Consider the following 19,683-nt stretch of genomic DNA (forward strand, 5'->3'; position numbering starts at 1 on the left):
TTTGCGGATCCAATGTTCAATTCCAGCTCCCGGGCGCCTCCAGCCTCGTCAGTGCCTTCCCTTCGGGGTCGAAGAGGTGACAGTCGGCAGCGGAGACGGCGAGCGATACCCGCCCGGCGTTGCCGGCGGGAAAGTGGTGGTTGGGCGATCGGGCGACGACATGGTCGCCGAGAGCGGTCCCATAGAGATATGTCGCACTTCCCAGATGTTCAACGAAGTCGACGTCGATCTCGATGACGAGCTCGCCCGGCATGCCGGTTGGCGCCACGAAATCGTCGGGGCGGATGCCGAGTGTCAGCGCGCGGCCGCCTTTCGACGATGTCGTCTGTATCGGCAGCCAACGGGACATCTTATCGCTCAAGGTAATCTCGGTCCTTGCCTGGTCGGAGCCTTTCTCCTTGCAGGGCAGAAAGTTCATTCTTGGCGACCCTATGAAACCCGCCACGAACTTTGAGGCGGGCCGATGGTAGAGATCGTGCGGCGACCCGACCTGTTCTATGCGCCCGTCCTTTAGGATCACGATCTTGTCGGCCATGGTCATCGCCTCGACCTGATCATGCGTCACATAAATCATGGTGTTGCCCAGCTGCTTATGAAGCTTGGCTATCTGCACTCGCATCTGGACACGCAGCTCGGTATCCAGATTGGATAGCGGCTCGTCGAACAGGAACACCTTGGGCTCTCGGACGATTGCCCTTCCGATCGCCACGCGCTGACGTTGTCCGCCGGACAGCTGCCTTGGTTTTCGGTCGAGAAGGTGCTCGATCTGGAGCAGTGCGGCGGCGGCTTGGACGCGGTCGGCGATCTCGTCCTTCTTCATCTTTGCCATCTTAAGCGGGAACGCGAGATTGTTGCGGACGGACAGATGCGGGTAGAGCGCATAGGACTGGAAGACCATGCCTAGATTGCGGTCCGCGGCATCAATCTTGTTTACCACCTTGTCGTCGATCCTGAGCGTTCCACCGGTGATCTTCTCCAGTCCGCCGATCATGCGCAGCAATGTCGACTTGCCGGATCCGGAGGGACCCACAAAAACCACGAACTCGCCATGCCGAATGTCGAGGTCGATATCGCGCAGGATCTCAAGGTTGCCATAGGCCTTCCTGATCCCTTCGAGGCGAACCTCAGCCATGATTTCCTCCCAAGGTGCCGGCGCGCATCAGCGCTTCAAAAATATTTGTTTCAGGCTCGATACGGTAAAATCCGGCGCCAGCAGCGACGGATCGTCGATCGGCGGAACGCCCGTGGTCACCAGGACTGAGCATAGCCCGGCGCGTTTCCCGGCCTGTATGTCGGTTGGTATCTGGTCGCCGATCATCAGCGTCGAGGCTCGATCTGTGCCGAGCTGCGATAGTGCAGCTTCGATCATGTGCACTTCCGGCTTTCCCACGATGATGGGCTTCACACGTGCGGCAGCCGAGACTGCGGTCAGACAGGCACCTGCCCCGGGCTCGAAACCGGTCTGGGTGGGCAGCAGGAGGTCCGGATTGGTTCCAATCAGCACCGCGCCTTTGAGGATCGCGTCGACTGCGATCGTGAGCTTCTCGTACGTGATTTCCCGGTCGAGCCCCATGACCACGACGCACGGTTGCTTGTCGGTGATCTCGAGCTCCGCATCGGTGATGGCCTTCTTCAGCGAAGGCGCTCCGATGACATAGGTCCGCGTCCCCGCGGGATAGGTTTGCCGGATCATCTTCGCGGCGGTGACTGCGGATGTGACGACGTTCTCCTCCCCCGCCTCCAGGCCAAAGCCGCGCAGCTTCGAGACGACGTCGCCGGCCGTGTGGGTCGAGTTGTTGGTGACGAAGCAGAATGGGATCCGCTCGGCCTGCCAGGCCTTGAATGCCTCGACAGCATCTTCGATCGCATTCTTGCCACGATAGACGACGCCGTCGAGGTCGGAGACGATCCCCGTTATGCGCGGCCACGCAAGCGTTGAAACCATATCAGCCATTCATCAACATCCCGCCGTTTACATGAACGATCTGACCGGTAATGTAGGCGGCCGCGGGGCTCGCCAGGAACACCGCCAGTCCGGCGACGTCTTCCGGCGATCCGACCCGTCCCAGCGGGATGCGACCCGCATGCCTTGCTTCGGTCTCCTCCTTTGGGCGGCCATGCATGGGCGTATCAATTATGCCCGGCGCGACGGCATTCACGTTGACGCCCATGGGTGCGCATTCATAGGCGAGAAGTTTTGTGAGATCGTGGACTACGGCCTTGGAGAAACAGTAGTCGGCTCCGCCTGCCTGATAGTTGAATACGGCGCCCTGCGACGACAGGGATGATCCGATGTTGACGATGCGTCCGCCGCCGTCACGAAGAAATCGTTGCACGACCGACTTGGAGCAGAGGAGCACCGCGTCAGAATTAATCAGCATCGTGCGGTCGATCTTGGCCTTGTCGCCGCAAAGAAGCGACTCCGCCGATTTGATCCCGGCGTTGTTGACGAGAACATCCAGTCGTCCGAAGCGCTCGGCGACGATGTCGAGGACGCGGACGATGTCCTGTTCGCTCGTCACGTCCATGGCGAGCGTGAGCGGTTGGCCGTTGGCTTCAACCATGCCGTAGGTCCGGGTGAGCGCCTCACTGCTCGCATCGGTCGCCACGACATTGGCACCGCTCGCCAGAAAGGCGTTGACGATGGCGGCACCGATACCGCCGCCCGCGCCGGTGACGAGAACCGTCTTGCCGGACATCGTGAAAATTGGTGATGTCATCGTATCTCCAGTAATGTTCTGTGGTTCAGGAACTCGTCGACAGCTGCGGCGGTGGGCATTGACGGCTGTGCGCCCCTTCTCGTGACGCAGAGCGCCGCAACGGCCATGGCCTGGCGGACCGCTTCGCGGACAGGCACATTCCTGGCGAGCGCTGCCGCGAACCCTCCGTTGAAAGCATCGCCTGCCGCCGTGGCATCCACCACGACCACAGGGAACGAAGGAAGGAGAAAGCTTTCCTCGCCGTTCGAATAGAACGCCCCGCGCTCTCCCAGGGTAATGAGGGCTGCCCTGGCCCCCAGTTCGAGTAGAATCGTCGCAGCTCGGGCTGCGCTCTGTGGATCGACGACTTCCACTCCTGTGAGTTCGAAGGTCTCTGACTCGTTGGGGGTGACGAAATCGACCTGGGACCAGGCCTTGCGAGAGAGCCCGGTGCGCACGGGGGCCGGATTGAAGATAAGGCGAAAGCCGAGCCTGGGCTTCAGCGCGAAAAGCCGCTCCAGCGCATTCACGGGGAGGCCCATTTCGGCGACCACGATGGACCTGGGCTCTATGTGATGCGCGACTTCGTCGATCACGGCCGCGGTGACATTCGCGTTTGCGCCAGGATCGATGATGATCATGTTGCTACCGTCGTCTGCCACCATGACGAGCGCTGACCCCGAGGCCTCGCCCGACGCGATCTGGACCGCCTCGGTCAGGACCCCGGCGTCTGACAGGGCGCGCATTAAGACGTCTCCCGCCTCATCATCGCCGAGGCGCGTGAAGAACTTTGGCCGCATGCCAAGCTTCGCCGCGGCCACGGCTTGATTGGCACCCTTGCCTCCGGGGTGACGGACAAGAGAGCCGATCAAGCTTTCACCTATCGTGGGTAGCCGTTCCACATTGAAGCACAAGTCGAGATTCGTGGTGCCAAAGAAGATCAGGGGGCAAGGGTTCATTTAACAGCTCCGAAGGTCAGCCCGCGCTCAAGATGGCGCTGTCCTATGACGATCAGGATAACCGGCACGATCATGGTAACGACCAGCCCGGCGGCCATGACGGGATAGAATTGGATACCGGGATTGAGGAGTTTCAGCAGCGCGACGGTGACAGGCGCCTTGGTTGAACTCAGCATCAGTCCGAGCGCGAAGTTGTGCCAGGCAAGGAGGAATACCAGCAGGGACGCGCCGATGAGGCCGGGCTTCAGCAACGGAAGGACTATGTGCAGGACGACACGAAACGGTTTCGCGCCGTCGATTGCCGCAGCCTCCTCGATGTCTTTCGGGATGTCCTCGACATAGGATCGTGTCAGCCAGACGATCATCGGCAGCGTCACGACCTGGTAGACCCAGATCATGCCTATATAGGTGTCATAAAGGCCCAGGGACTGAAACAAGCTAAAGAGCGGGATCACCACCAAGAGAACGGGAGCGAAGCGAAACCCAAGGATGAAGAACGCGATGTCTTCCTTGTAGGGGATGTCGCGTCTGGCCAATACATAGCCGGCAGGGACTCCCGCGATCAGCGAAACCACAACTGCGCCGAGGGCGATGACGACGCTGTTTATCACGGGTTTGAGGAAGTCGACCTTGATGGTTCCATAGCTCGTGGCGCCCGCCTGGGCCGCATCGAACAGGACGCGGAAATTGTCCATTGTGGGAGTGAAGACGAAGCTCGGAGGCCAGGCCATGACGTCGCTCTGCTGCTTCAACGCCATCATGACGATCCACACGAGCGGAAATGCGAGCACGGCGACGCAGATCAGAACCATTGCGTTGAGCACGATCCTGGTCGTGAGGGAGCGCGTGAAATCCATGGGTCTGGCTCCTATTGCACGCGGCGGCGAACCGCCCGCCAGAGTTTCACGGTAAAGAACGCGCCGATCAACACGATGAGCCAGTTGACGACCATCAAGGCCGCGCCGCGGCCGAATGTAAGGTTCTGAAAAGCCGTGATGTAGGCTTGCACGGAAAGCGCCGAGGTCGAGTTTCCCGGACCGCCCTGCGTGGTTCCGAAGATGATGTCAAACTGGTTCAGGGACTCGATAAGCCGAAAGATCGCGGCGATCAGGATGTGGGGCGCGACCAGCGGCAGCTCGATGTTGACAAATGTGGCCCATGCCTTCCCGCCGTTGATGCGGGCGGCCTCGCGAATATCGTCCGTGATGCCCTGGAGCCCTGCGAAGATGATGAGCGCGAAGAATGGGGTGTAGGTCCAGACATCAATCATTATCACCGAAAGCAGTGCGGTCCTGGTATCCGAAATCCAGGCGAAAGGCGCCAGCCCGATCAGGGACAAAAGATAGTTCATGATGCCGCTCTGCGGGTTCATCATCGTCGTCCACATCAACGCGACACTCATGGGTGGAAGGACGAGGGGAAGTAGGATGACCGGACGCAAAGCCCTGGCCATGAACACGCCGGAGGCGAACAGTTTCGCGACTGCTAGGCCCAGCAGAGCCTCCATCACGACCGACGAGAGCGCGTAAGTTACGGTGACGCGAACACTGTTCCAGAAATCAGCCGTCCTGCCGAGCGCTATAAAGTTGGCGAAGCCGACGAACTTAGCGATCGGCCTGCCCAGGCGAAGGTCAGTCAGAGATTGGTAGACACCATAGAAGAACAGAAGAAGGAAGCCGAACAGGATAAGGACGGCAGGAAGAATGATTGCAAGGCTGAACCAGTCGATGGAACGCCCCTCCAGCGAATCCGAACCGGACGAAGCGCACGCGCCAGGTCCTTCGGCTGCCACCGGCACGATGGGTTTAAGTGCTTGGGATGACACGGCGTGGTCTCCGTCGTTGGCGGGAACAGGGCAGTGCAATAATACTGCCCTGTTCCTTTTGATCAGAGACCAGCGCGGATTTCTTCGGCAAGCGCCCTCAACGTTGTCTCGACGTCATCGCCGTTTACCATCTTCTGCATCGCCACAGCCCATGCGTTCATAGCTTCGCCGAAGCCGACACGCGGTGTGAAAGCCAGCGCGGCGTGGTCCTGTGTCTTTTTGAAGCTGTCAACGAAATTGTTGAACTCGGGCTGCGAAGCGTACTTAGTCCAGGTCTCGTCCTGCCAGGTCGACGTGCGCGGCGGATTGACGAGCTGGCCGGCAACGGCACCCTTGAGGGCCACCTGCTTGGAGGTGGCCCACTGCATGAACAGCCAGGCCGCGCCCTTCTTTTCGGAAGCCGCGTTCATGGCGAGAGCCCAGATCCAGATGTTGGAATCGAAGCTCGTGGCGTTCGGTGCGCGAAGCGGCGGAGCGAAGGCGATCTTGCCGGATGCCGGCTTTCCCGCAACATCGTTCCAGAAGCCGAACATGTTTGAGTCGATCGCCATCGCGGTGCGGCCAGACGAGATGCCGTCCACGACCTGGTACCAGTTATCATTGGCGAAGGAAGGAGCCGCGCACTTTTTGATCATGTCCACGTAATCCTTGTGGAACGCGATCGATTCCGGCGAATCCAGTCCCGTGTCGAGCTTGCCGTCCTTGACGACGAAATCGTGGACACCGTAAGAGCGGGCGATCGAGACTGCGGCGGTGTGGATACTGCTCCAGAAACGCACGCCTCGGACGCCCAACGGCGTGATGGAAGGATCGGCGGCTTTGAGTTCTTCGCACGCGTTTGCCATTTCCGGCGGAGTCGTCGGAACCGCGATGTTGTATTTGTCCAAGATATCCTTGCGGTAGAACAGCTGGATGTTCTCAAATGCGTGCGGGATTGCCCAGATTTGGCCACCATCCCCCGTTGCGACTTGGCCATCTTCCAGCTTCCAGGTAAGCGCCGAGCGTAGGCTCGGGAAGAAGTCGTTGAAGTCATATCCAGCATCGGTAAGCTTCGGATCGCCGAGGTATTTGTCCAGCGGCTCCAGAGCGCCACTCGGAGCGAGGTCCCACGCGGGCTGAATGCCAGTGCCGAACACATCCCATGCTGGCGACTTCGTCGTCAGTTGGATCGTCATCTTGCTCCAGTAGGAGTCGTCCGGGTACAGTTCCGGCGTGACCTTGATGCCGGTCAGCTTCTCAAACTCGGGAAGTTGCGCGGCCAGAGCATCGGCATACGGGTGGATGTCGTAGGCCCAAGTTATGCTGGTCCCTTCGAATTGGCGCCAGTTCATGGTTTCGGCAGCGGCCGAATTGGAGAGCGATGCCGAGACGGCAAAAAACGCTGAAGTCAAAAGCAAGCTGTTTGCGTAGCGACGGGCACCTGTAAAGAGTACGGCGAATGAGCGACCCATGTAATCCTCCCTGGGGCATTTTGCCAATTTCTGGGTCCACTCCTCCATCCCGAGTTCGCCCAAAGCCACCATAAGCGATTTCCAAATACCTCGCTCTGAATGCACCAGGCGAACTGGGTAAAAACGGGTAACCGGAATCTAAAGGTGTTGCAGTATCCCCATCAGGAATACTGCCTCCGTGGTGCTGGTCTTTGCCCGCGCCCTTCCGTGCGATCGGGACGCTGCCCGGTGACGACAACTACCAGCAGGCCGTAGGGAGGTACCCCATTGCCGCCGTTCATTCTTGCGGATCGGCGCGTAATAAACTGTCATTGAGGCTCGCGAAGTGGGTGTGCTCCTGAGCAAGACCTAGGCTTTTCGACCATCGCAAAGCTCGCCGGTTGGTCAAACGAGACGATGCGATCGTAGTTGAGAGCTATACTCAGATTGAAGCAGATGCGCGATCATTGGCCCGAAGGAGCCCTTGGTATGCAAATGGTCAAACGGGAGAAGCAAACTCAACACGAAAGCTGCCAAGGCATAGAGGCCGCGCCAGCGGATCGCTCCCTTCCGGTTCTACCTCACATTGCGGCGCGACAGGTCGTGCGAACTGTTCGCCGATCACAGTTGCGAGAAATCGTCCCGCTATCGGACACGACCATTTATGAAATGGAACAACGAGGCGAGTTCCCACGACGGTTCAATCTGACCCCCCGCTGCGTCGTTTGGGACCTGGGAGAAGTCGAAGCCTGGATTCAGGAACGGCGGAACGCGTCCTCTGCCGGTTCAATCGAACTGGCCCCAGGACCAGACGTGCGGTCACGGAAGAGAAGGCCCGTCAAATCGGATCGAGGATGACGGCTGCCCCGGAAATCGGCTGCAGTGTGGGTGCGTGTTTATTGCCAGCCGCCCACGCTTCAATCATGTCGGCCCATTCCTGCAGCATGTGGCGCCGCTGCGGTTCGTATTCAGCCTTGTTATAGACGCCCCGGGAGGAGCGACTGTCTTCGTGGGCAAGGCATTTTTCGATCCAATCGCGATTGAATCCGATCTCGTTTAGGAGCGTGGACCCGGTCCGCCGTAGATCGTGCACGGTAAAGGGAGCTAGCGGCAGATTTTGTTGTTTTGCGCGTTCCACAATCGCCATCGTAATCCGATTGAAGGTCGCGCGCGACATGGGTTCGTCGGCGTCGTAGCGAGATGGAAGCACGTATCGAGAGTTCGCGGCGCAAGTCTTAAGCGCAATCATGATGTCGAGGGATTGGCGGGACAGGTAGACGTTATGTGGCTTCTTCCGTTTCATTCGCTCTTTGGGAATGCTCCATAGCGCGTTCTCGAAGTCAACCTCATCCCACGTCGCGTCCAGAAGCTCACTTTTCCGAACCATCGTGAGCAGGATCAGCTTTACGCCCAGCCGAATGGTCGACAACGTCGGCACATTTTCCAACTCTTTCAGCATGAGTCGAATTTCTGCGGGTGACAACGCCCGGTCTTTCGCCTCGAAGGTGGCTATGGAAGCTGGCCCTACCTCGTCCGCCGGATTGGCGATCTTCTCGCCGTGCAGAATGGCATAACCATAGACCTGCTTAACGATATCCCGGACATGAATGGCCGTTGCCGGTGCGCCACGGTCCCTCACCTTTGCGCACAGCGCCCGCAAATCGTCCGATGTTATTTCTGCGAGGACCCTTTTGTCCCAAATCGGCAAGATGTCGCGATCAAAGACGGCTTTGCGCATCGAGCGCGTGCTGTCCGCCATCTTCGCCTCTTTAAACCATCTTCTGCCAGCATCGCCGAACGTGGCCGTCCCAGACAGGCGCCGCTTGTCACGCTGCTTTTCCTGGGCTGGCGATTTTCCGGCTGCAACCATTTTTCGTGCGGCAAGACAGCGGTCACGCGCCTCTGCAAGCGAGATGCCTCCCTCCCCATAGCGGCCAAGCGTCACTGTCTCTCGCCGACCATTTACTCGGTAGTCGTATCGGAATGATATCTGCCCTGTGGGAGCCACGGTCGCGTACATACCGTCACGATCAGTGACTTTGTATATTTTATCTTTTGGTTTCAGCTTCTTAAGTGCGATATCTGTGAGCATAGGAGGAGACGGACGGGCGCATCTAGGATTGTGAAACGCCTAATTTTACCGTCATTCGTTTTACCGTCAAGGCTCTGCGAGAGCCCATTGGATTCAATGCCTTACCTCGAAAGATGCCAACATGCTTGAGTCCGGCGCACTGACGGCATCAGTCTGCAGCGAAGATGACGCGAAAAGGAATGCCGTCAGATATACCGTCAAATGATTCCGCTTAGGGGCGATAGTCAGCGATAGACCTAGAGAGAAAAGAAGATAAGATTCAGAGGTTTAATGAAGTTTCTTCGATAGTCGCCGAATGCTGGCGAACGACCGACCTTTATTCCCACTCGATTGTTCCGGGCGGCTTCGAGGTGACGTCGTAGACGACGCGGTTGATGCCGCGGACCTCGTTGATGATGCGGGTGGCGGCGGCGCCGAGGAAGGCCATGTCGTAATGATAGAAATCGGCTGTCATGCCGTCGACCGACGTGACGGCGCGCAGCGCGCAGACGAACTCGTAGGTGCGGCCGTCGCCCATCACGCCGACCGTCTGCACCGGCAGCAGCACGGCGAAGGCCTGCCAGATGGCGTCGTAGAGGCCGGCCTTGCGGATCTCGTCGAGGTAGATTGCGTCGGCCTCGCGCAGGATCTCCAGCTTTTCCCGCGTGATGCCGCCGGGGCAGCGGATGGCGAGGCCCGGGCCCGGGAACGGGTGGCGGCCGATGAAGCTTTCGGGCAGGCCAAGCTCCTTGCCGAGCGCCCTCACCTCGTCCTTGAACAGTTCGCGCAGCGGCTCGACCAGTTGCATGTTCATGCGCTCGGGCAGGCCGCCGACATTGTGGTGCGACTTGATGGTCACCGACGGGCCGCCGGTGAAGGAGACGCTTTCGATGACGTCGGGGTAGAGCGTGCCTTGCGCCAGGAAATCGGCACCGCCGAGTTTCTTGGCTTCTTCCTCGAAGACTTCGATGAACAGCCGGCCGATGGTCTTGCGCTTCTTCTCCGGGTCGGACTCGCCTTCCAGCGCGGAGATGAACTTGTCCGAGGCATCGACCAGGATCAGCGGCAGATTGTAGTGCTGGCGGAACATCGCCACCACGCCCGCTGCCTCGTTCTTGCGCATCAGGCCGTGGTCGACGAGGATGCAGGTGAGCTGGTCGCCGACCGCCTCGTGGATCAGCAGCGCGGCGACGGAGGAGTCCACGCCGCCCGACAGCGCGCAGATCACCTTGCCCTTGCCGACCTGCTTGCGGATCGTTTCGACGGCATGTTCGCGATAGGCGCGCATCGTCCAGTCGCCCTCGATGCCGGCGATGTTGTGGACGAAGTTCCTGAGCAGCCTGGCTCCATCAGGCGTGTGCACTACCTCGGGATGGAACATGATGCCGTACATACGGCGCTCGACATTGCCGAAAATGGCAAAGGGCGAGCTCTCGGACTTGCCGAACACCTCGAAGCCCGGCGGCAGGGCGACGACGCGGTCGCCATGGCTCATCCAGACCTGGTGCCGCTGCCCAGTCGCCCACAGGCCCTCGAACAGCGGGCTGTCCTTCTCGATCTCGACGAAGGCGCGGCCGAATTCGCGATGGTTGGAGCTTTCAGCGACACCGCCCATCTGCACGCACATGGCCATCTGGCCGTAGCAGATGCCGAGCACCGGCACGCCGGCGTCAAAGACGATCTGCGGCGCACGCGGGCTGCCGATGTCCGACGTCGAGGCGGGGCCGCCCGACAGGATCACGGCTTTCGGGTTGATGCGCTTGAACGCGGCTTCGGCCGACTGGAACGGCACGATCTCGGAAAACACACCCGCCTCGCGGATGCGGCGGGCGATGAGCTGGGTAAACTGGCTGCCGAAATCGACAATCAGGACGGTGTCGGGATGATTGGCTGTTTTCATGGCGAGCGTTTAGAGAAAGAAACGAGTCGGCGCAATGGGTTGCGGTGCCTGACTTTCAGACTGGCCTCGGGTCTTCACGGGTCGGCTGGACGCGAAGCAAGCCAGAGCCGATCGCCTGTTCGAGGCGAATGACGGCGTCTGCCAGCTTTTCGTCGATGATGTGCAGATATTCTGTCCAGTCGCCGAGGTGCCTGAGATCGGCTGCTCCATCTGAAATACCGCGCAGGCCGATCAGCGGGATATCGAACAGCTGGCAGGCGCGCAGGCAAGCGAAGGTCTCCATGTCGACCATGTCAGCCATGATCGTCTCGTAGGCCGCGCCGGTGATGATCGCGCCGCCGGTCGATAGCGTGGCTTCCTTGACCTGCGGAATCCTGAAGGGCAGCGGCACGCTCACCGGCAGGTCGAGGAACGGCGTTGCGCCTTTCTCGAAGCCGAGCGGCGAGGCATCGATGTCGCGATAGCTGACGGAGACGGCCTGGTAGATTTCGGCCTGTTCCAAGGTCCGGCTGCCCGCTGAGCCGAGCGATACCACGAGATCCGGCAAGGTCTTCTCGGATTTCAGCCAGGAGAGTTCGGCGCAGAGGCGCACACCTGCCTCGACCGGGCCGACACCGGTCATCAGCGGCGTGAACAGTTTTTGCAGATGCGGACCGTATTCGGCTTGCACCGCCATGACGAACAGGACGTCCTTGCCGCCAATTCGCGCAACATTGCCCATCAGCCTGCAATCCCGTCACGGCCGACCACCGTCATCATGGTCCCGGTCATGGTGGCGATCAGCTTAGCCTCGCCGTCGACGGCGAAGGCATACGCCTGGCCATCGGCGACGATTATGGTGCGGCCGGGTTTGGTCACCGAACCGCGGAACAGGAACCGTTCGCCCCGGCCCGGCGCCAGCAGGTTGACCTTGAACTCGATGGTCAGCACGCCGGAATTCTCCGGCATCAGCGAGAAGGCGGCATAACCACAGGCCGAGTCCAGCGCGGTCGAAATGACGCCGGCGTGCAGAAAGCCATGCTGCTGGGTCAATGCAGCCGAATAGGGCATCTCGATCTCGATGATCCCCGGTGTCACCAGCGTCAGTTCGGCGCCGATCGTCGCCATCGCCTGCTGGCGCGCAAAGGACGCCCTGACGCGATCCTCATAGTCTGGAGCCGGTACGATCTTTGCCGCCATCGCCATTGCCTTCACTTTTGCCGGAAAAGCTTATTGCAGAGGCACAGGCGGCAGGCAAACGCTTTTGCTGCAGTGCAGCAATCAGCTTGACCCGCGACAGCGAAACGAACCCGGCACGCATCGGCGCCATCCGATACGGTTCAGCCGGGCCTGCGCATGGCACAGACATAAAAACCATCGGTGCCGCTCAGCGCGGGCGACAGCGAAATATCGCCACCGGCGCCGATCCGCGCGGCCGCCTCGTGCCCCGGGAAATGGCTGTCCCACAGCGCGCGGTGATCGACCGGGACGAAGCCGCTGTTGCGCCCACGAAACGCGGCGACCTGTTCGCCATTTTCCTCAGGGAATACCGAGCAGGTGATGTAGACCAGCAGGCCGCCGGGTTTGACATAGATGCTGGCGGCATCGAGGATCGCCGACTGCTCGCCCTTGCGGGCATCGAGCTGTCTTTGCGTCAGGCGCCATTTGGCGTCGGGACGGCGGCGCCAGGTGCCGCTGCCGGTGCACGGTGCGTCGACCAGCACGACGTCCATATGACCCGAGAGCGGCGCAAGCTCGGCCGGCTTGGTGACCACCTGCACATTGCGGTTTTCCGACCGGCGGATGCGGTCGAAGATCGGCGCCAGCCGCGCCTTTTCGGCATCATGGGCAAAGATCTGGCCCGTATTGCCCATCTGAGCCGACAGCGCCAGCGTCTTGCCGCCGGCGCCGGCGCAGAAGTCGAGCACCTGCATGCCGGCCCCGGCAACGGCCAGCGTGGCCGCGATTTGCGAGCCTTCGTCCTGGACCTCGAACCAGCCCTTCTGGAAGGCCGGCTCTGCCTGCACATTCGGATGCCTGCCGTCGCCATCGATAGGCGGAATGCGGATGCCGTTTGGCGCTATGCGGGCAGGCTTGGCGCCGGTATCGGCCAGTTCCGCCAGCACCTTGTCGCGATTGGCCTGCAGCGTGTTGACCCTGATGTCGAGCGGCGGACGTGTCGCCAGCGCCGCGCCCTCGTCGACCCATGTCTCGCCGAAGGCCCGTTCGAAAAGCGGTTCGCACCAGTCGGGTATATCGGCCCGCACCGCGGACGGCGCGTCGGCAAGCCGGCGTTCGGCGATTGCCTGGAGCTCGGTGGCGCCGAGCAGCGGCGGCGCGAACTTGTCACCGTCGAGCGCGTCGTTGAGCGACTGCGCCGTCTGGCCCCATTCGAGCAGCAGCGCGCCGAAGCCGATGGCGCGCGGCGTGTCTTCGCCGAGCAGCCAGCCGGCGGAGCGCTTGTGGCGCAACGCGTCGTAGACGATGTTGCCGATCGCCGCGCGATCGCCGCCGCCGGCGAAACGGTGCGAGAGGCCCCAATCCTTCAGCGCATCGGCCACCGGCCGGTGACGCCGGCCAATGTCTTCCAGCACTTCGATAGCCGCAGCCAGCCTTCCGCCCAGTCGCATTCGTCATTCCATCAAATCGAGCACAGCATCTCGGCCTGCTCTTAGAACCTTTCACGTCCGGATTGAACCCCGCTCCGCCTGGCGGCGTGGAGTCATCCCGACTGTTGCCAGCGAAATTGGCCAACCAATAACTCTCCCTGGAAGCCAACAGCAGATCGATCAATAGATGAAAGGTCTCTAATGTTCATATCTGGCGAGTTCAAGCACGGCGCGTGGCGCAACAGCTCTGCTTTCCAAGTTTTTCGGTTGAGAATACTCTTGCCGCCATGATTCGCGGCGCAGAAAACGTTGACCGGCGGATCGTCACGAGGAGAGGGCAATGAAGACTTATCTGGCGGAAGTTCTAGGCACATTTCTGTTGGTGTTCATCGGCACGGCGTCGGTGGTGACGGGCGGCTTCGGCGGCGCGCTGCCGCTCGGCCAGGAAGGCATCGGTCTGGCATTCGGCATCGGCCTCATCGCCGCGGCCTATGCGATCGGTCCCATTTCGGGCGCACATCTCAATCCGGCGGTGACACTCGGTGTCTTCCTTGCCGGACGGCTGCCAGCCAAGGATGTCATCCCCTACTGGATCGCGCAGATCATTGGGGCCATCCTGGCTTCGCTGGCGCTGTGGATCATCGTTTCCGGCCAGGCCGGCGGCCATACCGGCGGCTTCGGCGCCAATGGCTGGGACGAGACGAAATGGGGCATGAGCTCGGCGTTCCTGTGGGAACTGATCGGCACCTTCACCTTCGTCACCGTGATCCTCGGCGTTACCGCTGAAAAGCACTCGACGGCGTTTGCAGGCCTGGTCATCGGCCTGACGCTCGCAGGCATTCACTTCGCCATGATCCCGGTCACCGGCACCTCGGTCAATCCGGCCCGCTCGATCGGTCCGGCGCTGTTCACGGGCGGTGCGGCACTCAGCCAACTCTGGCTGTTCATCGTCGCGCCGCTGATCGGCGGCGCCATCGCCGGCGTCGTCGCCAAGGCGCGTGTCTTCGAGAAGGATTGACCTCGAAAGCTGAAACACAAAAGGCGCGGGCCGTGGCCCGCGCCTTTTTTGTCGGGTCCTTACGCCGGGATCAGGCGGCGATGTCGAAGCGGTCGGCGTTCATCACCTTGGTCCAGGTGGCGACGAAATCCCTGACGAATTTCTGTCCGGCGTCGCCGGATCCATAGACTTCGGCAAGCGCACGCAGTTGCGCATGCGAGCCGAAGATCAGGTCGGCGCGGGTGCCGGTCCATTTGACCGCCTTGGTCTTGCGGTCACGGGCCTCGTAGACTTCTTCCGCACCTGGAACAGAGCCCGCTGCCGGATCCCAGACCGTGCTCATCGAGAGCAGGTTGACGAAGAAGTCGTTGGTCAAAGTGCCAGGCCTGTCGGTGAACACGCCGTGCTTCGACCCGCCGGTGTTGGCGCCGAGAACGCGCAACCCGCCGACCAGCACCGTCATCTCGGGAGCGGTCAGCGACAGCAATTGCGCGCGGTCGACCAGCATGGCTTCGACCGACATCGGCTGCTTGCCCCTGACATAGTTGCGGAAGCCATCGACTTTCGGCTCGAGCGCGGCAAAGGAGTGGACATCCGTCTGCTCCTGCGAAGCGTCCATGCGACCGGGCGTAAACGGCACCTTGGTCTCATGGCCACCGTCCTTCGCCGCCTTCTCGACCGCGGCGACGCCGCCGAGGACGATCAGGTCGGCGAGCGAGATCTTCTTCTCGCCCGTCTGCGCCGCGTTGAACTCCTTCTGGATGCCTTCGAGCTTGGCAAGCACCTTCGACAGTTCAGCCGGCTGGTTGACGTCCCAGTCCTTCTGCGGTGCCAGCCGGATACGGGCGCCGTTGGCGCCGCCACGCTTGTCGGAATTGCGGAACGTCGAGGCGGATGCCCAGGCGGTCGAGACGAGCTCGGAAACCGACAGGCCCGAGGCCAGAATCTTCGCCTTCAGCGAGGCGATATCCTGCTCGCTGACCAGTTCGTGATCGATCGCGGGGATCGGATCCTGCCAGATCAGTTCTTCCTTCGGCACCAACGGGCCGAGATAGCGCACGACCGGACCCATGTCGCGATGCGTCAGCTTGAACCATGCGCGGGCGAAGGCATCGGCGAACTGGTCTGGATGCTGATGGAAACGCCGCGAGATCTTCTCATAGGCCGGATCGACCCGCAGCGCGAGGTCGGTGGTCAGCATGGCCGGCGCACGGCGCTTCGAGGGATCGTGCGCATCCGGCACGGAGCCGGCACCGGCGCCGCCCTTGGGCGTCCACTGATGGGCGCCCGCCGGGCTCTTCGTCAGCTCCCATTCGTAGTTGAACAGATTGTCGAAGAAGTTGTTGCTCCACTTGGTCGGCGTCGTCGTCCAGGTCACCTCGAGGCCCGAAGTGATGGCGTCGCCGGCAATCCCGCTGGCATACTTGCTCGACCAGCCGAGGCCCTGCGCCTCGATGCCGGCGCCTTCCGGCTCGGCACCAACCAGCGATGCATCGCCGGCGCCATGGGTCTTGCCGAAAGTGTGGCCGCCGGCGATCAGCGCCACGGTTTCCTCGTCATTCATGGCCATGCGGCCGAAAGTTTCACGGATGTCGCGGGCCGAAGCCAGCGGATCGGGCTTGCCGTTCGGGCCTTCCGGATTGACATAGATCAGGCCCATCTGCACGGCGCCGAGATGGCCCTGGAGTTCGCGATCACCGGAGTAGCGCTGGTCGTCGAGCCACTTGGTTTCAGAACCCCAGTCCACGTCCTGCTCAGGTTCCCAGACGTCGGCGCGGCCGCCGGCGAAGCCGAAGGTCTTGAAGCCCATCGATTCCAGCGCGACGTTGCCGGTGAGGATCAGCAGGTCGGCCCAGGAGATCTTGCGGCCGTATTTCTGCTTGACCGGCCAAAGCAGCCGGCGCGCCTTGTCGAGGTTGGCATTATCCGGCCAGCTGTTGAGCGGTGCGAAACGCTGCTGGCCGGCACCGGCGCCGCCGCGGCCATCACCGATGCGGTAGGTGCCGGCGCTGTGCCAGGCCATGCGGATGAAAAGCGGGCCATAGTGGCCAAAGTCCGCCGGCCACCAATCCTGCGAATCCGTCATGACCTTGTGCAGGTCCTGGATGACCGCATCGAGATCGAGGCTCGCGAATTCCTTGGCGTAGTCGAAATCCTCGCCCATCGGGTCCGACAGGTTCGACTGCTGGTGGAGAACGCCGAGGTCGAGCTGGTTCGGCCACCAGTCACGGTTGGTCCGGCCGGCGGATCCATGCGCCACAGGGCATTTGCCCGCGCTGTTGTCGTCGGTTTTCGCGTCCATGTTCGTCTCCGATTTGCCGAGGTTTGATCTTTGCCAGGATTCTGGGGGGCAGCCAGTGGCCGCACCAATCTGGAATGGTTCCAGACTAGGCTGCCTTGCCGATAAAGACAAATTGCCTTTCCTGTTTGTTTTGATAGGATTTCCTTATGATAAGATTGCCCGCATGATCGGATTGACGGTTCGCCAGATGCATTATTTCGAAGTGCTGGCCCAGACGCTGCATTTCGGGCGTGCCGCGAAACTTGCCGGTGTCAGCCAGCCGGCCCTGTCCGCGCAGATCGCGGAGATGGAGCAGCGCCTGAATTGCCGGCTGTTCGAACGTGGCGGCAAGTCGGTCCGGATGACCGACGAAGCGGCAGCGCTTTTGCCGCGCATCGAACGTATCCTGGCCGACATACGCGACGTCGAAACGACGGCCCGGCGCGGCCGCATGGCGATGGAGGGACGCTTCCGCCTTGGCATCATCCCGACCGTCGCGCCCTATCTCTTGCCGCGCGCCCTGCCCGAGCTGAAAAAGCACTTTCCGGCCTTGCTGCTCGAACTGCGCGAGGCCGTCACCACGTCCCTGGTCGAGGACACCGCATCGCGGAAGCTCGACGCCTTCATTGCCGCGCTTCCGCTCGATCATCCCGGCCTGACCACCGAGGCATTGTTTCCCGACAGGTTCTTCCTCGCCGTGCCATCAGGCGATCCCGCCTTCGCCTCGCCGCCGGTTCCGCCAGAGAGCCCGGCACTGGAGAGGCTGATGCTGCTGGAGGAAGGTCATTGCCTGCGCGAACAGGCGCTGGCCGTCTGCGGCAATGTGCGACCGGTGGCGATGGCAAGCTACGGCGCCACCAGCCTGACCACGCTCTTGCAGATGGTGGCGCACGGGCTCGGCGTCACGCTCGTCCCCGAAATGGCGGCCGGGCCAGCGGGCACCATCCCGGACCTGAAGATCGTGCCGTTCCAGGAGCCGATGCCGCAACGCATGATTTGCCTTGCCTGGCGTGGCAACAGTACCAGGCACGGCGAATGCGTCGAACTTGCCAAGATCATCCGCAGCCTAGGCCCAGCGGCGTTGGCGGCATGATCCCGAGAAGTGGCAACCGCGCCCCGACAAGGAGACCTCACAGAACCCGGGACAGGAACTCGCGGGTTCGCGGCGATTTCGGGTTGGCGATCATCTCGCGCGGCACACCACGTTCGACGATCACGCCGCCATCCATGAAGACCAGCTGATCGCCGATCTCGCGAGCAAAGCCGATCTCGTGGGTGACGACGACCATCGTCATGCCGCTCTCGGCCAGGTCGCGCATCACCTGCAGCACCTCGCCGACCAGTTCCGGATCGAGCGCCGATGTCGGCTCGTCGAACAACAGAACCTTCGGCTTCATTGCCATGGCGCGCGCAATCGCAACGCGCTGCTGCTGGCCGCCGGACAGTTCGCGCGGATAGCGGTCGATCTTGTCGGCGAGGCCGACACGCCGCAGCAGCACCTCCGCCTCGGCCTTGGCCTGATCGGCGGGAATGCGCCGCACCTGGGTCGGCGCCTCGATCAGGTTCTCCATCACCGTCATATGTGAGAACAGGTTGAACGACTGGAACAGCATGCCGATTTCTGCCCGGCGCCGGCACAGGAGATCGTCCTTGACCTCGTAGAGCTTGTCGCCCTGGAGGTCGTAGCCGACGAACTGGCTGTCCACCAGCAGGATGCCGGCGCTGAGCTTCTCCAGATGGTTGATGCAGCGCAGGAATGTGCTCTTGCCGGATCCCGACGGGCCGATGATGCAAGCCACCGATCCCTCGGGCACGTCGAAGTCGACACCCCTGAGGACTTCGAGCGGGCCATAGGATTTGCGTACGCCGCGCGCGAAAACCATGGAGTCGGCCGGCACGCCGAAGCGGGCGCGATTTTCGGACTTCACATCGCTCATCGGGCGACGCCGCGCAGGCTGACAGCGTTGCGCAGGGCGCGCATCGTCAGGGGCTCGCGGCGCGTGTCGCTGCGGCCGAAATGGCGCTCCAGGAAATGCTGTCCCACCGACATGATGCTGACCACCGCAAGGTACCAGAAGGCGACCACGATCAAGAGCGGGATCGTCTCGAAGGTGCGCGCATAGATGCTTTGCGCCGTATAGAACAGGTCATCGACGGCAATGAACGTCACCAGCGACGTCATCTTCAGGAGGTTGATCGCCTCATTGCCGGTCGGCGGCAGTACGAAGCGCATGGCCTGCGGCAGGGTGATGCGCTTCAGGATCATGCGGTAGGGCATGCCGAGCGCGCTCGCCGCTTCCGACTGGCCGGATGGCACCGACTTGATGCCGGCGCGGATGATCTCGGCCATGTAGCCGGCTTCGCACAGCGAAAGTGCAATGACAGCCGAGAAGAATGGCGTCATGAAATCATTGGTGCGCACGGCAAACAGCGTGCCCAGGAAGGGCAAAGTGAGCGAGATTTCGCGCACCAGCAGCGACAGGTTGAACCAGAAGATCAGCTGGATCAGGGCCGGGACACCGCGGAAGAACCAGACATAGACACCCGCGAAGGCGCGCAGCACCGGGCTTGGCGACACCCGCATGATGGCAATGACGGTGCCGACCACGATCGCCAGCACCATGATGATGACCGTGAGCATCAGCGTGTTGCCAAGGCCGCGCATGATCGAGGGATGGAACAGGTAGCCGGCGGCCGTGCCCCAGGCGAAGGCCGGATTGCTGGCGAAGGCGCGAATGATCACAAACGCCAGCAGCAGCGCAAGCGCCGTGCCGACCCAGATGCCGTAGCGGCGCTGCGGCACGACGGTCAATCGCGACACGGCGGCGGCGACACCTGCTGGCTCGACGCCGATCTCGGTCGGGTGGGCCACGCCCATCGCTGGTCTCCTGATCGCTGGCCCGGGGGGGGGGGGGGGGGGGGGGGGGGGGGGG

The 19,683-nt window shown here is 61.8% G+C and carries 19 protein-coding genes; 3 read left to right on the plus strand and 16 right to left on the minus strand.

Annotated elements, in window-relative coordinates; translation table 11 throughout:
• Positions 1-16 precede the first annotated feature (16 nt).
• The 7 genes from LB568_RS07170 to LB568_RS07200 all read right to left on the minus strand — a co-directional run bounded on the left by LB568_RS07170 (position 17) and on the right by LB568_RS07200 (position 7,006).
• Positions 17-1,132 carry an ABC transporter ATP-binding protein gene (locus tag LB568_RS07170; RefSeq protein WP_064994675.1) on the minus strand — a complete coding sequence of 372 codons (1,116 nt, stop codon included), beginning with the start codon at positions 1,130-1,132 and terminating at the stop codon, positions 17-19.
• Between the two features lie 27 nt (positions 1,133-1,159).
• The gene (locus LB568_RS07175; RefSeq protein ID WP_064994674.1) at positions 1,160-1,954 is read right to left on the minus strand and encodes an HAD-IIA family hydrolase; all 795 of its coding nucleotides are present in this window, start codon (positions 1,952-1,954) and stop codon (positions 1,160-1,162) included.
• On the minus strand, positions 1,947-2,720 hold the full coding sequence (locus LB568_RS07180; protein ID WP_064994673.1) for an SDR family NAD(P)-dependent oxidoreductase: 774 nt from the start codon (positions 2,718-2,720) through the stop codon (positions 1,947-1,949). Before LB568_RS07180 ends, LB568_RS07175 begins: the two co-directional genes overlap by 8 nt.
• The gene (locus LB568_RS07185) at positions 2,717-3,658 is read right to left on the minus strand and encodes a ribokinase (RefSeq protein ID WP_064994672.1); all 942 of its coding nucleotides are present in this window, start codon (positions 3,656-3,658) and stop codon (positions 2,717-2,719) included. Before LB568_RS07185 ends, LB568_RS07180 begins: the two co-directional genes overlap by 4 nt.
• On the minus strand, positions 3,655-4,515 hold the full coding sequence (locus tag LB568_RS07190; protein ID WP_064994671.1) for a carbohydrate ABC transporter permease: 861 nt from the start codon (positions 4,513-4,515) through the stop codon (positions 3,655-3,657). The genes LB568_RS07185 and LB568_RS07190 overlap by 4 nt, the downstream gene beginning before the upstream one ends.
• Before the next feature lie 11 nt (positions 4,516-4,526).
• A complete protein-coding gene (locus tag LB568_RS07195; protein ID WP_084016024.1) occupies positions 4,527-5,483 on the minus strand; it encodes a carbohydrate ABC transporter permease in 957 nt (318 codons plus the stop codon).
• Positions 5,484-5,545: 62 nt separating this feature from the next.
• Positions 5,546-7,006, minus strand: coding sequence for an ABC transporter substrate-binding protein (locus tag LB568_RS07200; protein WP_224655862.1), 1,461 nt, complete (start codon positions 7,004-7,006; stop codon positions 5,546-5,548).
• Between the two features lie 510 nt (positions 7,007-7,516).
• Here LB568_RS07200 and LB568_RS07205 point away from each other — a divergent pair.
• Positions 7,517-7,771, plus strand: a complete 255-nt coding sequence (locus LB568_RS07205; RefSeq protein ID WP_084016063.1) for a helix-turn-helix transcriptional regulator — start codon at positions 7,517-7,519, stop codon at positions 7,769-7,771.
• Here the strand turns inward: LB568_RS07205 and LB568_RS07210 are convergent.
• The 6 genes from LB568_RS07210 to LB568_RS07235 all read right to left on the minus strand — a co-directional run bounded on the left by LB568_RS07210 (position 7,752) and on the right by LB568_RS07235 (position 13,493).
• Positions 7,752-9,005, minus strand: coding sequence for a tyrosine-type recombinase/integrase (locus LB568_RS07210; protein WP_064994668.1), 1,254 nt, complete (start codon positions 9,003-9,005; stop codon positions 7,752-7,754). The genes LB568_RS07205 and LB568_RS07210 overlap by 20 nt on opposite strands.
• 316 nt (positions 9,006-9,321) lie before the next feature.
• Positions 9,322-10,884 carry a glutamine-hydrolyzing GMP synthase gene (gene guaA / locus LB568_RS07215; RefSeq protein ID WP_224729701.1) on the minus strand — a complete coding sequence of 521 codons (1,563 nt, stop codon included), beginning with the start codon at positions 10,882-10,884 and terminating at the stop codon, positions 9,322-9,324.
• Between the two features lie 55 nt (positions 10,885-10,939).
• Positions 10,940-11,605 carry a 5'-methylthioadenosine/S-adenosylhomocysteine nucleosidase gene (locus tag LB568_RS07220; RefSeq protein ID WP_224729702.1) on the minus strand — a complete coding sequence of 222 codons (666 nt, stop codon included), beginning with the start codon at positions 11,603-11,605 and terminating at the stop codon, positions 10,940-10,942.
• Positions 11,605-12,063: a PaaI family thioesterase gene (locus LB568_RS07225; RefSeq protein WP_013893903.1), complete on the minus strand. Its 459-nt coding sequence runs from the start codon at positions 12,061-12,063 to the stop codon at positions 11,605-11,607. The genes LB568_RS07220 and LB568_RS07225 overlap by 1 nt, the downstream gene beginning before the upstream one ends.
• Positions 12,029-12,184, minus strand: coding sequence for a hypothetical protein (locus LB568_RS07230; protein ID WP_224729703.1), 156 nt, complete (start codon positions 12,182-12,184; stop codon positions 12,029-12,031). The genes LB568_RS07225 and LB568_RS07230 overlap by 35 nt, the downstream gene beginning before the upstream one ends.
• A gap of 19 nt (positions 12,185-12,203) precedes the next feature.
• Entirely contained in the window at positions 12,204-13,493 is a 1,290-nt protein-coding gene (locus LB568_RS07235) for an RsmB/NOP family class I SAM-dependent RNA methyltransferase (RefSeq protein WP_224729704.1), read from the minus strand.
• A gap of 319 nt (positions 13,494-13,812) precedes the next feature.
• Here LB568_RS07235 and LB568_RS07240 point away from each other — a divergent pair, with 319 nt between their 5' ends.
• On the plus strand, positions 13,813-14,490 hold the full coding sequence (locus tag LB568_RS07240) for an MIP family channel protein (protein WP_027042616.1): 678 nt from the start codon (positions 13,813-13,815) through the stop codon (positions 14,488-14,490).
• A 70-nt stretch (positions 14,491-14,560) separates the two neighbouring features.
• Here the strand turns inward: LB568_RS07240 and katG are convergent, their stop codons facing one another.
• Positions 14,561-16,771, minus strand: coding sequence for a catalase/peroxidase HPI (gene katG, locus LB568_RS07245; RefSeq protein WP_224729705.1), 2,211 nt, complete (start codon positions 16,769-16,771; stop codon positions 14,561-14,563).
• Between the two features lie 163 nt (positions 16,772-16,934).
• On the opposite strand from katG, the gene LB568_RS07250 reads away from it, so the two are divergent.
• A complete protein-coding gene (locus tag LB568_RS07250; RefSeq protein ID WP_224729706.1) occupies positions 16,935-17,843 on the plus strand; it encodes a hydrogen peroxide-inducible genes activator in 909 nt (302 codons plus the stop codon).
• A 37-nt stretch (positions 17,844-17,880) separates the two neighbouring features.
• On the opposite strand, the gene LB568_RS07255 is transcribed toward LB568_RS07250, so the two are convergent.
• Together LB568_RS07255 and LB568_RS07260 are read right to left on the minus strand one after the other, a co-directional pair.
• Entirely contained in the window at positions 17,881-18,633 is a 753-nt protein-coding gene (locus tag LB568_RS07255) for an amino acid ABC transporter ATP-binding protein (protein ID WP_224729722.1), read from the minus strand.
• 50 nt (positions 18,634-18,683) lie between these two features.
• Complete coding sequence (locus LB568_RS07260; protein ID WP_224729723.1) at positions 18,684-19,628, minus strand: amino acid ABC transporter permease; 945 nt, start codon at positions 19,626-19,628, stop codon at positions 18,684-18,686.
• Positions 19,629-19,683: the final 55 nt, after the last annotated feature.

Origin of the sequence: Mesorhizobium sp. B263B2A, assembly GCF_020165775.1 — a bacterium.
Classification (GTDB): Bacteria; Pseudomonadota; Alphaproteobacteria; order Rhizobiales; family Rhizobiaceae; genus Mesorhizobium; species Mesorhizobium opportunistum.